Origin of the sequence: Kribbella qitaiheensis (assembly GCF_014217565.1) — a bacterium.
In the GTDB taxonomy this organism is placed as follows: domain Bacteria; phylum Actinomycetota; class Actinomycetes; order Propionibacteriales; family Kribbellaceae; genus Kribbella; species Kribbella qitaiheensis_A.
The window spans coordinates 2,392,438-2,407,138 of record NZ_CP043661.1 but is presented as its reverse complement, the minus strand read 5'-3'; the positions used below and the strand labels follow the sequence as shown (position 1 = coordinate 2,407,138).

The 14,701-nt window shown below is 66.6% G+C and carries 12 protein-coding genes; 6 read left to right on the top strand and 6 right to left on the bottom strand.

Translation table 11 applies throughout. From position 1 onward, the window contains the following. Positions 1 to 267: 267 nt before the first annotated feature. Positions 268 to 846, top strand: a complete 579-nt coding sequence (locus F1D05_RS10965; RefSeq protein WP_185447357.1) for a hypothetical protein — start codon at positions 268 to 270, stop codon at positions 844 to 846. 231 nt (positions 847 to 1,077) lie between these two features. On the opposite strand, the gene F1D05_RS10960 is transcribed toward F1D05_RS10965, so the two are convergent. Both F1D05_RS10960 and F1D05_RS10955 read right to left on the bottom strand, forming a co-directional pair. Continuing rightward, positions 1,078 to 1,485, bottom strand: coding sequence for a hypothetical protein (locus F1D05_RS10960; RefSeq protein WP_185447355.1), 408 nt, complete (start codon positions 1,483 to 1,485; stop codon positions 1,078 to 1,080). A 144-nt stretch (positions 1,486 to 1,629) separates the two neighbouring features. Continuing rightward, the gene (locus F1D05_RS10955; protein WP_185447353.1) at positions 1,630 to 2,970 is read right to left on the bottom strand and encodes a HEAT repeat domain-containing protein; all 1,341 of its coding nucleotides are present in this window, start codon (positions 2,968 to 2,970) and stop codon (positions 1,630 to 1,632) included. 123 nt (positions 2,971 to 3,093) lie between these two features. Between F1D05_RS10955 and F1D05_RS10950 the strand changes: the two genes are divergently transcribed. Continuing rightward, the gene (locus F1D05_RS10950; RefSeq protein WP_185447352.1) at positions 3,094 to 4,017 is read left to right on the top strand and encodes a hypothetical protein; all 924 of its coding nucleotides are present in this window, start codon (positions 3,094 to 3,096) and stop codon (positions 4,015 to 4,017) included. A 203-nt stretch (positions 4,018 to 4,220) separates the two neighbouring features. On the opposite strand, the gene F1D05_RS10945 is transcribed toward F1D05_RS10950, so the two are convergent. Beyond that, positions 4,221 to 4,850 (bottom strand): HAD-IA family hydrolase, encoded by a 630-nt coding sequence (locus F1D05_RS10945; RefSeq protein ID WP_185447350.1) that lies wholly within the window; start codon positions 4,848 to 4,850, stop codon positions 4,221 to 4,223. A 375-nt stretch (positions 4,851 to 5,225) separates the two neighbouring features. On the opposite strand from F1D05_RS10945, the gene fxlM reads away from it, so the two are divergent. Continuing rightward, complete coding sequence (gene fxlM, locus F1D05_RS10940; protein WP_206686168.1) at positions 5,226 to 6,470, top strand: methyltransferase, FxLD system; 1,245 nt, start codon at positions 5,226 to 5,228, stop codon at positions 6,468 to 6,470. Here the strand turns inward: fxlM and F1D05_RS10935 are convergent. The 3 genes from F1D05_RS10935 to F1D05_RS10925 all read right to left on the bottom strand — a co-directional run bounded on the left by F1D05_RS10935 (position 6,450) and on the right by F1D05_RS10925 (position 10,148). Continuing rightward, positions 6,450 to 7,919, bottom strand: a complete 1,470-nt coding sequence (locus F1D05_RS10935; protein ID WP_185447346.1) for a helix-turn-helix domain-containing protein — start codon at positions 7,917 to 7,919, stop codon at positions 6,450 to 6,452. The two genes, fxlM and F1D05_RS10935, sit on opposite strands and share 21 nt — an antisense overlap. 111 nt (positions 7,920 to 8,030) lie before the next feature. Next, entirely contained in the window at positions 8,031 to 9,269 is a 1,239-nt protein-coding gene (locus F1D05_RS10930) for a helix-turn-helix transcriptional regulator (protein WP_185447345.1), read from the bottom strand. Positions 9,270 to 9,326: 57 nt separating this feature from the next. Continuing rightward, positions 9,327 to 10,148 (bottom strand): alpha/beta hydrolase, encoded by an 822-nt coding sequence (locus F1D05_RS10925; protein ID WP_185447343.1) that lies wholly within the window; start codon positions 10,146 to 10,148, stop codon positions 9,327 to 9,329. A gap of 199 nt (positions 10,149 to 10,347) precedes the next feature. On the opposite strand from F1D05_RS10925, the gene F1D05_RS10920 reads away from it, so the two are divergent. Genes F1D05_RS10920 through F1D05_RS10910 form a run of 3 tightly spaced genes read left to right on the top strand, consistent with a single transcriptional unit; the run spans position 10,348 to position 14,671 of the window. Continuing rightward, positions 10,348 to 10,536, top strand: a complete 189-nt coding sequence (locus tag F1D05_RS10920) for a hypothetical protein (protein WP_185447341.1) — start codon at positions 10,348 to 10,350, stop codon at positions 10,534 to 10,536. An 11-nt stretch (positions 10,537 to 10,547) separates the two neighbouring features. Then, on the top strand, positions 10,548 to 13,424 hold the full coding sequence (locus tag F1D05_RS10915) for a lantibiotic dehydratase (RefSeq protein WP_185447339.1): 2,877 nt from the start codon (positions 10,548 to 10,550) through the stop codon (positions 13,422 to 13,424). Continuing rightward, positions 13,421 to 14,671, top strand: coding sequence for a lanthionine synthetase LanC family protein (locus F1D05_RS10910; RefSeq protein ID WP_185447337.1), 1,251 nt, complete (start codon positions 13,421 to 13,423; stop codon positions 14,669 to 14,671). Before F1D05_RS10915 ends, F1D05_RS10910 begins: the two co-directional genes overlap by 4 nt. Positions 14,672 to 14,701 lie beyond the last annotated feature (30 nt).

Sequence of the window (14,701 nt, the reverse complement as noted above, 5' to 3'; positions counted from 1 at the left end):
AGGGTGCAGATTTGCCTGGCTGGACTTCGGTACGCAGTCCACCAGTCGATTGGGGTTGGGTCTCTGCACGCTCGTCGTGACGCCGGAACCATGGCCTCGTTATTCGTGGGAATCGACCCCGACTGCAATGGAGACACCTCGATGTCGAAGCGAGACGCGCCGCGGAGTGCCCGAGTGCGGACCAAGCCGACCACCGCGTCAGATGCGCCACCTTCCCTCCCCGGATCGCCTGACCCCAGGCGTCACCTGGAACGCAGGGAGTACGCGATGCAGTTGCGCAATCCGGGTGATGGCACGCTCGTCGGCTCACCGATCCCGATGGCCGACTACACCGACCAGGATCTCGGTCGGCGCCTGCGCCGGCGTGGCTGGGCCAACCTGGATGAACCTGACTACTGCTGGATCTACCGGCCGTCCCTGGACACTGACGAATACCTGGAAGATGGCAGAATCCAAGCGGCCGCGTACGAGCAAGCCGAGTTGATGGAGAACTACCGCGCGGAATCGATGGACTGGCATAGGCGCGCTGACGAGGCCTGCGCGCAGAGCATAGATGAGGCCACCGCGCTCGTGGGACCTCAGCCAATCGTGCCGCCCGCACTGATCGAGTCGGCCGAGGAGACCTTCATCGGCACTGGCGACGACGGGCTGTCCTACGATGTGGCTGGTCCCGGTTTCCGGACCGCCCGCATCACGCGAACTTACACCGACCGGCATCAGTTGCTCGTCGACCTCGACGACATCGAGGCTTGGCTCTATCAGGGATCACCGCGCCGCGTGATCGCCGCAGCTGAGCGTTCTTCAACCCACAACGGGACATCCCCAACACCTTCGAAGCTTGCGTGAGCCCACGCAGGCGGACCAACGCGAACGCGGTCGCAAGCACCGCCAGCCAACAGTCGACGACCCCAGTGGTGATCATCGCGCCTACCAGCTGACCGGCCTGGACTGAGCGGTCGACCATGGCGTGGTCAACGCGGTCGCTTCGCGAACGCCTCACTCAGTGGCGGTGTCGCCTTGGTCGACATAGCAGGATGGCATATGCAGCTGCCGACACTGTGTCCGTGCTCGGTCCGGTTACAGGTGTCGCCAAATTTCCCGCCAACAGTCGAGGCTCGTCATCCACGGCACCGGCAAGTCCACGGACCATTCTGGATCGCCGAACTGATGCGCCGTCCAGTCCACGACCAGCTCACCGCTCCACTCCTGCCGCAGCTCGTCCCACCTCGCTGGGACCTGCGTCGCGTAGTGACCCGCCAGCAGCAGGGTCACGCCAGGAAATCTGGGATCCTCACCAAAGCGCGCTCCGGAGACAACACACGCCGGAACCCCACTATCGCGGCACAGCTCAGCGAACTTCTCCGACAGCTCAGAACACCGCTCCCGCACGAACTCCGGATCGTCGATCAGCTCGCCGTAGCGGCTCCGGAAAGCCCCGACGACCTCGTGAATCGTGGAATGGAGCTCGACATCCTGGTCGGGCACGCCGCACCTCCTTGCTTCTTGTCTCACGGTGAAACGGCGATCGCTGCGCCGAGCCATCGGTTCGGCCACTCGATCCCCCCGCTCGCACAGCAACCTCCGCGACGCCGAGACTGACGGACACCCGGCGACATCGCGCTGCCGTGGTTACCAGGCCCACCAGTCGTCGGGCAAGCGGAGATCGTCGATCTTGTTCGCTGGCGGCAGACCGGTGTAGGTGCGCAGGCCGTGGCTCATCTCCGGCAGCCGTGCCGCGGGCAGCAGGCGCTCCAGCGATAGCCCTGGGAACTGGTGGTAGTTCAGCGCGCCTGGGTGATTGGCCAGGGCACGCAGAAAGGTCCGGCGGCCGGGGGACAAGTCGCCGAAGGCCGGTGCAGGGCCAGTTCCCTGCACGTCGAAGGCCTTCTCCAGCGTCGCCCCAGCGACCGTGTCGCACTGCCGGATGGTGACGTGCTGGAGGCACCCCGCCACGGCCATCAGGACCTCGTCGACCGGCAGCCGATGCTCGGGTGCACTGTCTATGAACAGCAGCAGTGAGCGTCCCGTGTAGGCGTACAGGTTCCCGTCGTTGTGGTCCGTGCTCTGCTCCAGGCGCGGGCCACTCGCCACCCTGGCCAGCTCGCCGAACGCCCGCGCGGCCAGAGCGCCGTCCATGCGGTGCACGACGCGAAGCCGAGCCAGTGCAGTTGCTGCAGCCCAGCGCACCAGCGGTTCCGGCGAATCCAGCAGCACGCTGATCGGTTCGATCTGCTCGGCCGAGCCGAGCAACCCAATCCCCAAAACGACCGTGGCCAGAGTCTCGGGGAAGAACTCGCAGTCCAGCCGGGTGACCAGGGTTGGCACGATCGAGGCGGCCTCCTCCGGGAACCACGACACCAGGTACGCGGCGTGCTGCCGCACTACGAAATCAGGATCGGCGAGCAGGCCCAGGACGAGCGGAAGTTCGCGGCGCACAGCGTCGTAGGCGTGCAAGCTCTCTATGCGGCCGTCGAGCGAACGCCCCGCGAGAACGAGAGCTCGGACGCTCAACAGCCAGTCTCGCTTGCCCGGGTTGGTCTCGCCGGCGATCTCTTCGTCGATCTCGCGCAGTTCGACGTCAGGTGGGGTGACGGAGGCGCGCCAGCCCGCTGGGTCGATTCCCATCGGCAGTTTGTACTCGTCGTGCCAAGCCACCGCCAAGAACGTCAGCAGCGGCAGAGCATTCACCCGTGCCCACGGTGTGCCGGCCACCGCGATGCGCGCCAGGAACGGGACCACGAACGGAGTCGCCGGATACCGGCTGCCCTGATGCCCGACGTTGTTCGCCAACCGATCGAATGCTTCGGACATGGCCGCGATGTCATCGCCGCAGATCGCGCGCAGGTCGACCGGAACATCCGTCGCTGGGCCGTACGCATGGTCCAGCGCGGCCCAATCGACGTCGTCAAGCCCAGCGAGAACATCGATCGAGATCGTCATGAACTGGACCTTGCCATATCGCGACGACATAACCAGAAGGAAGGTAGGCGGGAACGTAGGCCTAGCGGGCTGTGTGAGGCGCGGCCGCGGTGGCCGTTGCCTGGCTGTCTGACCTATCCCAGATTGTCGGTTGCCAGGATTAGGGTGCTTGGCATGTCCTCGATGACCCACGAGATCCGTAGCCCGAAGAGCACCGTGGCCAGGTGGATGGCATCAACCTTTCCACAGTACAAGCCGATCCAATCGGAGTTTCGTGTGTCAGCCGGGTCGTCGAAGGTCCGTCCAGGATCCGGGGTGAGCCTTGGAACTCAGGGGACAGCGATCGACTGGTGGATCCGGATGCTGATCGATCCGGCGATCGACCTGCGGCTCCCCATCCTTGGGATGCGCCGACAGAATGTCGCGTGTCAAACAGCAGGTATGGAGCTGATCAAACTACTGGCCGGACCGGCAACTGACGGTCGGGTGATCATGAACGCAGCGTCCCACGAAAACCGAGATAGCGAGTGGTGGGCTCGGACATGTTATGCCCTTGCACTGCTGACCGAGCTCGTGAGGATATCGACGGCAACTGGATCCAGGTTGATGCAACTCGACCGCCGCAGTTCTGTGGACGACCTGCTGAAGCTCGCCAACGAAGACGAGGTCCTGGACCTGATCGCGCTGCACGACCTGGCGAAAGACAAGCTGATTCCGCAGCTCCCGGCTGGACCTGTCGTCACCGGGATGACATTCGACGGCAGCAAGCACCTCCACGCCGACGGAGATCTGATTGCCGGCGGTTTGCTTGTCGACTTCAAGGCCGGTCAGGGAGGCAAGCCTCGCGCAGACGGGACCCGGGCAGCGCAGCTCACGCCGCAGGATCTCTATCAGTTGCTGGGATACACGCTGATGGACTACTCCGACCGCTACGAGATCCGCGCAGTCGGAATCTACGCAGCCCGGTTCGGATACCTGTCAACCTGGTCGGTGGACAGTTTGCTGGACGCAATGGCCGGCCATCAGGTCGAACTGGCTGCAGCTCGTCGTGAGTTCGCCGAAGTGCTGCGTGACGGCTTCGACAACGGGCTGTGGTGAAGCCCCAGTACTACCATGCCGCTGAGGAGCCTGTCAGAAAAGGCAGGTCTGGTCTGCTCGGGAGGAGATGATGCGCGATAGGCCTGCCCCGCGGGCGCGTATGGAGCCTGCCGAGGTAGAGCGCAGGCTGGCTGGCTTTGGCGACCTGCAGCTACGCGACATTGCGCGCGACCTCGCTTCACACCGAGCCGCGGTCCGTTGAATCAGATCGGATCGGTGAGTAGGAGAGAGTCCAGGAAGCTCGCCGTGGTAAACGGATTCGTGGTGTGGTGCACGGTCCGGATGCCCAGCACCTGGGCAGGGGCCAGGTTCGCTGCCACGTCATCGACGTACACACACTGTGCACCTGGCAGGTCCAGGGCAATAAGCGCCCGCTCGTAGATCTCAACCGATGGCTTCCGTACGCCCTCCAGCTCCGAAACAATCACCGCGTCGAAGAAGTCCGTCCACAGCCCGCGATCCGCGTAGGGGTTGTAGGGCGCGAGGCCGAAGCTGTTGCTGAGCAACGCGATCTTGATGCCGGCCGCTCGAGCACGCTCGGCCGCGGCAACGATCAGGGGCTCAGGGTGCAGGTTGGCGATGGCGCGGCGCATCAGGTCATTCGAGTCGATGCCAAGGATTCCACCGATCACCCGATTCCAGTCTTCCTGCGTGGCCTGACCGACTTCCAGCGCCGCATAGACCGCGATCCCATCGGGATGTTCTTCCAGCGCAGCAACATAAGCGCCAGGCTCGAGCCCTTCCGACTGTTCGAACGCCTTGCTGTTCAGGCGCATCTGAGTTGTCAGTACACCGCCGAAGTCGAGAATCAGGCCACGATACGGATCTGCCACGATATTCTCCCTTGCCCAACTCGGTCCTACCCAAAGCGGCGCACCGCTTGGCCCGCCGACGATCTCACAAACGACCAGGATCGAGAGCCGGTCGCGGCGCGTCGGTAACGGAGCTGACCAGGCTGATCGGTCAATGCTCGCTGGCCAAGTCTGACAAGGTAGTTGACGGTCCCCACCCGAACCCAGATCTCGGTCAGGCGATGGCCGAGGCGCCTCCGCCAGGACGTGGTCGCCGCCGACGCGGGCGTCGCGCAGTTGCGCGAGCAAGTGTTAGTTCTTTGGGTACTAGCGGATCGCGTCCTAGGAACTCGGCACGATCTCACACAGGTGCGACAATCTCGCAGCATGTCGGAACGGCACGCTAGCCTCACGTCGGTGAACTATGATCCGAACGACGAGACCTCGGTAGCTGACCGTCTGCGTTTCGCCTTGGTCGACGAGGTAGTAGACGAGGGTCGCGTACGGACGCCTCCGATCAAAGAAGCCATGCAGACCGTGCCCCGCCACCTCTTCGTCCCCGACGTGTCCCTCGAACAGGCCTACGCCAACTCGACCGTCGACATCAAGCGAACCGAGGACGGAACGTCCATCAGCTGCGCCTCACAACCGGGCGTTGTCGGGCTGATGCTCGAGCAGCTTCAGGTCGAGCCTGGCCACAACGTCCTCGAACTCGGTGCGGGTACCGGCTACAACGCCGGACTGCTCGGCCACCTGGTCGGACCCTTCGGCCACGTCACGACGATCGATGTCGACGACGACCTTGTCACCAATGCACGGTCGCACCTGGCCGCCGCCGGCATCGGCAACGTCACAGTCCTGCAGAGCGACGGCGCGCTCGGGTATCCCGACGCTGCCCCCTACGACCGAATCATCGCCACGGTGGGTGCCCACGGTGTCCCGCGCACCTGGCTCGACCAACTCGCTCCTGGCGGCCGCCTGGTGGTGCCGCAACGGCTTCGCGGCAGCGTGTCCCGCTCGATCACCTACGAGAACCACGACGGTCACTGGGTCTCGGTCGGCAGCGAGATGAACACCTTCATGCCACTGCGCAAAGGCATCGCCGACGACGACCGTCGCCTCATCGCGCTCGCGTCCAACGGCTCTGTGCGTCTGCAGACCAACAGCGAGCAGGCGATCGACGCCGCTGCCTTGGCCGGGGTCATCGATCAGCCCCGCACCGTGATCTGGTCCGAGGTCTACTACCAGGCGATGGAGTCGCCGGAGTGGATGGAACTGTGGCTGACCTGCACCATGCCAGGCGGCCTCAACCGGATGCCTTTCAGCGCCGAAGCCGTCGGCAACCTGCTTCTGGACGACCCCTACCCGAGTTCTAGCGCAGTGGTCGACAAGGGCGCTCTGACCTACCTGGTCCGGAGGCTGTCGGACCAGCGGACTCCTGAAGGCGCAAAACTGTGGGAGTTCGGAGTCGTCGGGCACGGCCCTGGCAGTGACGACCTGGCCGATCGCGTCAGGGAGTCGATGCGTACCTGGGACCACGACTACCGCGGCCGCGAGGCCCGTTTCGAGCTCAAGGCCCGCGATGCCGCACCCACCGCCCCGGCCGCCGGCCGCTTCACCTTCGCCACCCCACTGAACCAACTAGTCATCGACTGGCAGTAGAGCGCCGCCCAGGCGAGGGACCATCGCCGGTTCCCGCAGTGGCGCTAAGACACACAGCAACAGGAATCGATGATCCCGGGTGCCGCGACTGGGCCTCCGGCTGATTTGCCGCACTTCACCCTGCCGTTCAACCGTCGCCGATCTCCCATCAGCACCGATCACTAGTCGGGTTATCGGCTCCAGATGCTGTACATCGTGGCCTAGTGCTCTGCGATCGGATCGAGTCCGACCGTTGCCAGCCAATTGTCCAAAGCGTCTGGGTCCGATGGGCTGGAGTCGCAGCGTGCCGGCGGCGTCGCTTTCGAACTGACTGATGTACAGCTGCGGTCGGCCGGCGTTGACTCGGATGCGGGCCCCCAGGTAGACGAGCAGCCGCGGGGCCGCCTCGCTGTGCGTGGTGGCGGTGGTCATCTGCTGGTGGAAGACACGCTGGGTTTCAGGCTCGTGGACGGCGTGCTGAGCCAGTAACCACGCGTCAGTCGTCGCTTGCTCACCAACGGCTGAGTGCAGGGGCCAGCCGGTCTTGGTAACTACCCTGGACAGCCACGCCGCCTCGCTCTGATCGATCATGATCACGGCTTCCCATTGCGTGGTGCGCGGATCGTCAGTGTGGTCTTCGACCGTGCGGCGGCCCTCATCGCCTGGTTCCATCCGTCGCAGCAACTCTGCCTGCAGATCGGTGTCGATCATGATCAAGACGGTAGGGCGCTCGCGCCCATCATCTGGTGATCGGTCGCGAGAAGACCGGGATCGGCGCGGTTGGGGCACGGCTCGCAGCAGCCACGGATCGAGGTCCGGACGGTTGGCAACCGAGTGAGATAGCGGCTGTGGTGTGGAGCGGAGCTGAGGCACAGTTGGTGGTGCGGGCTGTAACGAGGCGCTGCTGTCAGGTCCCGGAACGAGGCTCAGTCTCAACGCATCATCGGCGTCAGCGCCTAGCTTCGCATCGCGAACCGGAGGCGGCATCGGCGCCGCAACCGGTCCGACCACGTCGTCCTTCGCGATCTGTGGGTGGTTCTGTTCAACGAGGTTGATCAGTAACACGTCGAGCAGGTCGAGTGTGACGCCGAGTGCGTTGGCGATCCGTGGCCGTGCCCACAACGACGGTGTCGTGTCGCCGGACTCCCAGCGGGCGACCGTGGACCGCTGAACCCCAATCTCCATGGCCAGACTCTCCTGGGTCTTGCAGACCTCCCGTCTGCGGTTGGCCAGCGCGTCACGTCGCGTCGGCGTCGGCGGCGGCGAGCATTCCACGCGCAGGGCGGGAGCGACGCGGGTCGGTTCGTCCGTCGTTGGAGGCTGTTCCTTGTCGGTGTTCATTAGCTCGAGCATGATGACGGCGGTGTGGGCATCGCCTGCGGCGAATCGTTCGAGTGTCCGCGCCTTAACTGCAGCCTGGAGCAGGCGCTTGATGTCGTGCCTGTGGATGGTCACTGTCTGAGTCGCCACGTGCCCTCCCGGATGGATGGATCCCGACGAAACCAGACTCCAGGAGCTGCGGGCATCGAAGTACCCCATCGTGGGGTACTGCTGCCGGGCAGTAGCACTTGACAAAGAGCGTCAGGTGGCGCCGGTGGTGGACGACCCGAACCATGCCGCGAGAGCCCGAACCTCTTCATTGGCTTTGCGGCGGTGGCCGGCCAGAACGTGCATGGCCTCCCGCGCCATCGGGTGGTATCGCGTTTGCTGCGGTGCGACTGCACGGGCCTTCTGCAGAGCCACCAAGGAGGCGTCGTGATCGCCGATGGCGATGAAAGCTCGGGCGGCGTCGATGAGGTGATGACCACGGCGGGTGCGGGGCATCGAGGCGGGTAGGTGGAGCGCCCGGGCTCGTTCAGCCGCGACGTCGACATGCTTGAGTTCGATCTGTGCGGCGATGTCGTGAACTGTGGTGTTCACCGGCCCGAAGGTCAAGTGATAGTGGACGAGGTCGACGCCACCAGGGACGCGCTCGGCCAAGCGCCGTGCTTCATCGAAGTAATGTGCCGTCGCGTCCTCGTCGCGCGCGCGAGAGGCCTGGGTCACCTGCCGGAGGCGGATGCTCCCCAGCAGGGTTACCGCGGGGCCTGAGGTGTCCGTGCGGACCGTGTCCCAGAGCTGATCGTACGACCGTTCCAGAAGGCGCAGGCCCGTGTCGTAGTCCTTGGCGACCTGGAACCCGTTGGCGCGGGTCCACTGCGACAGGCCGATCGAGAGCGGGTCGTCGGCCAGCGAGGATGCCCACTGGAGCCGCTCCTCCAGAATGGAGGCGAGGTCGACGTAGCCGAGGCGGGACGCAAGGCAGTAGGCCATGTAGTAACAGGAGGCCAGCAGGCGGGCTGCACGGTACCGAGCTTTGCCGTGCAGGTGGTGTGCGCACGCGGTGAGCTCTTCGAGGAGTGCGGGGAGCATTTCGCCCAATGCGGTGTACCGGGCGGCGGCCCGGTATCGCGTCGCCAGATCGACTTCGCGGGCGACGGCGTCGAGCGGCCGCGGAGCTGGACGCCATTCAGGTGGGAGATCGTAGGCCCGCGCGATTTCGCGGACAGCAACGATCGGTGCGTGGACGCGGGCATCGGCCCGTTCCCGGCTGGGGTAGGGCTGGCCGTTGAGTTGCTCGACACTGACTGCGAGAGTTCGAGCGGCGGTGTTGAGGAAGCCATAAGTAGGCACGCGCTCGCCCTGCTCGACCTTGCGGATCGCACCGAGTGAGAGATGGGAGTGATCGGCGAACTCACGCTGGGTGTAACCCGCGAGGTTGCGGAACATCGCGATCCGCGACCCTACGCTCTCTTCGTCCACTTCCCCGCTGTCCGGCATCCTTACCTCCTCTCGCCAACACGTTGCACATAGCCGCACACCAGACGGTCGCGCCGATCAGCGCTCTGCGGATATCCAGTCGGTGATTCCCTGGATGACCTCGGCCTGCCAGTCCAGAGTCTGCGGCTGTTGGTAGGCCTTGTCGCCTGCCACGGCGAAGCCATGACCGGCGCCTTCGACCACCATGAGCCGAGACTGATCGTTGAGTTCCTTGATCGCGTCGTAGGACGGGCCGATCGGTACCTGGGTGTCGGCATCACCGTGGACCAGCAGCGTTGGCGCGACGACATCGCCGAGCGCGGTGTGCGGCTGGAGCCAGAAGACCTCGTTGAGGAAGGCACGCCCGTGCCGGAACGATGTCGAGTACTGCAAGAAGCCGTCCTTGGTCAGCAGGTCGGCATGCTCGTCGTCCAGATGGTCATCCACCCAGTACGGCCGTCCGTCGATCGTTCGCGCCTTGTAGTCGATACGAGGGCACAACATCACCAGGCGCTCCACCTCCGCCGGGCGCTCAGCGGAGTAGTACGCACAGATCCCGCCGGCGAAGGACTGCCCAACCAGCGACGTTACTGCCACACCTGTCTCGGTGCGCAGTACCTCGAACCCAGCCCGGACGTCATTCAGCAGGCCCGCGAGCGTCACGTCCTCCTGCGTGCCCTCGGACTCTCCGTGCCCGCGCAGGTCGAACCGGAGCGATGCGAAACCTGCCGTGGCCAGGGCTTCGGCGATCCGGTCGAAGAAGCCGGACTCGTGCCGGGTCACGCCGCGGCCATGGACCAGCAGCACGCCCACCACCGGCGCCCCATCGGGCACGAGGATGTCGCCGACCAGCCGCAGGCCGTCTAGCGAGCGGAACTCCACACGGGACTGCGCGGACATCGCGTTCTCCTGGTCGAACCGAACCCCTGACGGGCCAAGTGTGCCTCACAGGTCACCGAGGACGGCAGCGATTCATTGCGGGGCCTCGGCCGTGCGACACGGATGCGACAGCGGTGCGGCCGTCGTGCTCTGTTCTGCCTGCCGACGTTTGGCTTCGATGAGAGATGACAGCTCCTCCCCTCACCGAGAGGCACACCCCATGACAGAACCGACGACGGTCCTGGACCGTACCGAGACCAACCTCGACCGGCTGACAGCCGATCTGTTCGATCTGGACATCCGCACTCTGCAAGTCCCGATGGCGTGCACCAACAACACCAACGACGGTTGCTCGGCGAGCTGTCCGAGCGTGGGCTGCTCGGCCACCTGCCGTAACTGCCGGGTGTAGGGGCCGTGGCGATGAGGCGCGAGCGCACATTCGCGCTGCACACGGAGTTCCCGGTCCTGGCGCGCACACCGCTGCTCGCAAGCCGGCCGTCTTCTGGTGCGGCACGAGTGCTGTCCGGCTCGTTTCTGGAGGCGGTGCGTTTCGCCTCGCGCTCTCTCGCCACGGTCACCGACGACGCCCTGGACGCCGACGAACGGCTTGCTACGACGGTGCACGCCTACGAGCGTCGCGCTCGGACGCGAGCGACCCCGCGGGGTGCGTTCGCAGGCGTCCAGGTCGCCCAGGTGACCGGAAGAGATGCCCGGTTCAGCGTGGGGCAGAACCATCGCGCTCGGAGCACTCCGTCAGCCGCCTGGCTGAACGATGTCGCCAACCAACTCCTGAACGATCCTGAAGTGCTCGATGCCGTCTTGCTGGCCTTCAACGATCTCGCCGTGCGTCGCGGCGACCGGTACGAACACGAATCGGCGATCGGGTCTGGGAAGCCCGAGCGGACTACGCTGCGCGCGACGCCGGCGGTCGAGCTGATTGTGGGCACGTGCCGCACTCCGGCCTGCCTGGCGCAGGTCGCGGCCGCCATCAAGGCCCGTTGGCCGAGTGTTCCGGCCGACATTGTGCGGGCGACAGTGCAGAGGCTTGCCCGGACCGGGCTGCTGCTGGTGGACCTGCTGCCAGACGACGTCGCGCAGGAGCCGCTCAAGCATCTCCTGGCCCGGGTTCCCGCCTGCCACGAGATGGCCGGGCCGCTGGTCGAGCTGCGCGACCTGCTCGCCGAGGCAGATAAGTACCCGCCAGGGACGGACGAGCGCCTTGAGGCCCTGGGCGAGGCCCGCGCGATCTGCGACCGCATCGCGCCCCACGAGAGCCCGATCACGGTCGACGTCGCGATCGACGCAGACGTCCAGGTCCCGCGCTCACTCCTTGCTGAGGCCGCTGATGCGGCCGGGCTGCTGTGGAGCATCACGCCGTCACCCGAGATCCTGGGTGCGTACCACTCCCGGTTCGTCGATCGGTACGGCATCCAACGGCGCGTCCCGTTACTGGCTGTCGTCGACCCTGTGACCGGCCTCGGTAGCCCAGACGACGACGAGCCCCCGGGGCCGGAGAAGACCCCGATCCGTGGCCGCGTCCTGGCCGGCCTCATTGCCGATGCGGCCGCCCGGCACAGCACCGAGGTCATGCTCGGCGAGGACGCTGTGGCGGCGCTGCGTGTGACCGGTGAGCGCGTGGCGCCGTCCAGCGCCGAGCTCTACGCGCGGGTCCTGTCCGAGTCGCCGGACCACCTCGCCAAGGGCCGATACCTGCTGGCGGCGTACCTCGGCAGCACCCAGGACGCGGGATCGACCCTCGGACGGTTCTCCTCGCTCCTGCACCTGCCGAGCCTTGCCGTCGATCCTGCGGTGCCGCTGCGCGCCGAGGTCGTGGTCCGGCCACGCCTGGCGGCTCTGGCGACCGTTGCGTTGCCGGCCGGGTTCGTGCCGCAGCGGATCTGCGTGGGCACGGTCCCCGGACCAGGTGACCTGACCTTGGCCGATCTCGATCTGGCCTCGGACGGGCACCGCCTCACGCTGTGGTCGCGGAGCCTCGACCGGGAGATCGCCCCCGTACTCTTCTCCAGGATCGGCCCTGCCTACATCACTCCCGCCGTCCGCGTGCTCCAGGATCTCGCAAACGCCGGCGCCAACCCTTGGCACTCCTGGACATGGGGTCCGCTCGATGACGCCCCGTTCGTGCCCCAGGTGCGATGGCGGAACACGATCTTGTCGCCGGCACGGTGGCGCCTGCCCCACCCACTCGTCGTGGCCGTCGCCGACACGGTCGCATGGGAATCCGAGCTTGCCCGGTGGCGTTCGGCGGCCGTTCCCACCGTGCCGCGGTTCGTGGTCACGCAGGACGCTGACCAGCGCCTGCTGCTCGACCTGGACGATCCTCGCGACCGGGAACTCCTGCGCCGCTACGTCCGCCGTGGCGCGGACGCCGTGAGCGCGTTGCCCGGTGGACCTGATGCGGTCCAGGACGTCGCGAACGGTCCGGACGGGCGGCACGTCCTCGAGCTTGTCGTCCCGCTCCAAGGACCCCGACGCGTCCCGGCCGCGGACGACAACCGGCCGGCGATCTGGACACCTCCGGTCATCCATCTACCGGGCGGCCGGTGGCTGTCCGCGACCATCCCGTCGCCGAGCATCCATCACGACGACCTACTCCGACAGATCGGGGACCTGACCACCGCACTGCGCTGCCACGTTGACCGCTGGTTCTGGCTTCGCTACGACAGTGCCGCTCACGGGCCGCACCTGCGTGTCCGGTTCGCGGGCGAACCCTCGCTGCTGAGCACGGTGGTGCTTCCTGCTCTGTCGGACCGCTTCGCCACCTGGATGGCCCACGGTCTGGTCGGACGTCTGGTCATCGAGTCCTACGAACCGGAGACCGACCGGTACGGCGGTCCCGAGGCGATCGATGCCGCCGAGCGAGTCTTCGACGCCGACAGCGACCTCGCCCTGAGCCTCCTGGCGGACACGCCGGACGAGAACACCCGGCTCGTGCTCGCTGCGCTCTCGGCCATCGGTATCGCCCGCGGACTCACCGGTGAGCCGAATGCCGCGGTCGGCCGTCCCCGACTGGACCGCCCTCAACGCCGACGCGTCAACGAACTGCGTGCGGAAGCGCTGTCCGGTCCAGCCGTGCTGCTCGACCAGCTCGGGCGCGAGATGTGGGACCGGCGTGAGGGCGCGCTGACGGTCTACCGAGACACGGTGCCGGTCGGTCGGCGCGCTGACTGTGCCTCGTCGATGGTTCACATGCACGCCAACCGGCTGGGTCTCGACCGGGACCAGGAACATGTCGCGCGTGCGCTGGCGGCAGACCTCCTCGCCCGCGAGCGCCGATGAACACCGCAGACGCCGCCTTGGCTATCGCTGAACGGCTGCTGGACCCGCACCGAGTGGCAACGGCCGCTCCGTCGTACGGAATCGCAACGCTCGCCGACGGGCTACCAGGGACGGCGCTGCTCCATGCGCGTCTGTCCGCCGTCGACCCGGTCTTCGGCGCAGCGGCCAATGCCCACTGGAACGCCGCTGCCGAACACGCCACCAGCGCAATCGGCCAAGGTGCCGGGATCTATGGGGCCATGGGAGGACTGACCGCTTCGCTGGTCCTCGGCTCCCCCTACCTGCCCGACCCAGACGTCACGGCAACAGCGACTGCCCGGTCCGTCAGTTGGCTGTCGGCTCGCGCCGCCGACATTGCTGCCCTCTACGCCGAGTCGATCCGTGTGGGTGGGGCCGGGACGTCATGGCACGTCTACGACACGATCTCCGGCCTGGCCGGCATCGGCCGCGTCCTGCTGGCCGCTGTGGTCGGCGGCAACGCCGTCGCTGAGCCAGGGCTCATCGCAGCGTTGACGGCGATGACTACGATGCTGACCGACAACGGAGTACCCCTGCCAGGATGGTGGGTTCCCACTGAGCAGCACCCAGCTGTCGTCGCCGCCCGGCTCGACCACTCCGGGGCCGCAGACACAGGCCTCGCCCACGGCGTCGCCGGCCCCCTTGCGCTCCTGGCATTGGCCCACTGCGCTGGGTACACCGTCCCTGGGCAGCAGACAGCGATCCGGGATGCCGTCGCCTGGCTCGAGCGGTGGCGGGCCGACGACCACGGCTGGCCGGACCACGCCACGGGCGAGGAACTGGATGACGGTGCCAGCATCACCCGGCACGGCCGGCGTGCGGCGTGGTGCTATGGGCCGCTCGGGATCGCCAGGAGCCTGATGCATGCGGCACGTGCGCTCGACGACGCGCTTCTGACCGAGGCCGCCCGCGCGGACTTGGCGCAACTCGGTGCCCTGCGCAACGACTGGGGCATCGAGGCGCCAACCCTCTGCCATGGGTACGCCGGGGTGCTGCGCTGCGCGACCGATCTTCACGCCGGCGTCGCCGAGCGTGCGGCGGCCGGAGTCGCACAGTCGCTGGACCTCGACCGGCCGTTTCTCGTGGCCCACGTCGAGCATGGGATCAGCCACGACAACCCCGGATTCCTGACGGGGGCGGCGGGGGTCGCCCTGACCCTCAGCGACCTCGCCGGCCTTCCCTCGCACCCGGTCACCACGCCCTGGGACGCCGTGCTCCTCATCGCCTGAACTCGGAACCGATGTGGCGTGATGAAGGCC

Bases quoted from the DNA above. Each gene is read 5' to 3' on its own strand.
- F1D05_RS10965 (WP_185447357.1), top strand. From the start codon at position 268: ATGCAGTTGCGCAATCCGGGTGATGGCACGCTCGTCGGCTCACCGATC.
- F1D05_RS10955 (WP_185447353.1), bottom strand. From the start codon at position 2,970: ATGTCGTCGCGATATGGCAAGGTCCAGTTCATGACGATCTCGATCGAT.
- F1D05_RS10950 (WP_185447352.1), top strand. From the start codon at position 3,094: ATGTCCTCGATGACCCACGAGATCCGTAGCCCGAAGAGCACCGTGGCC.
- F1D05_RS10930 (WP_185447345.1), bottom strand. From the start codon at position 9,269: ATGCCGGACAGCGGGGAAGTGGACGAAGAGAGCGTAGGGTCGCGGATC.
- F1D05_RS10925 (WP_185447343.1), bottom strand. From the start codon at position 10,148: ATGTCCGCGCAGTCCCGTGTGGAGTTCCGCTCGCTAGACGGCCTGCGG.
- F1D05_RS10920 (WP_185447341.1), top strand. From the start codon at position 10,348: ATGACAGAACCGACGACGGTCCTGGACCGTACCGAGACCAACCTCGAC.
- F1D05_RS10915 (WP_185447339.1), top strand. From the start codon at position 10,548: ATGAGGCGCGAGCGCACATTCGCGCTGCACACGGAGTTCCCGGTCCTG.
- F1D05_RS10910 (WP_185447337.1), top strand. From the start codon at position 13,421: ATGAACACCGCAGACGCCGCCTTGGCTATCGCTGAACGGCTGCTGGAC.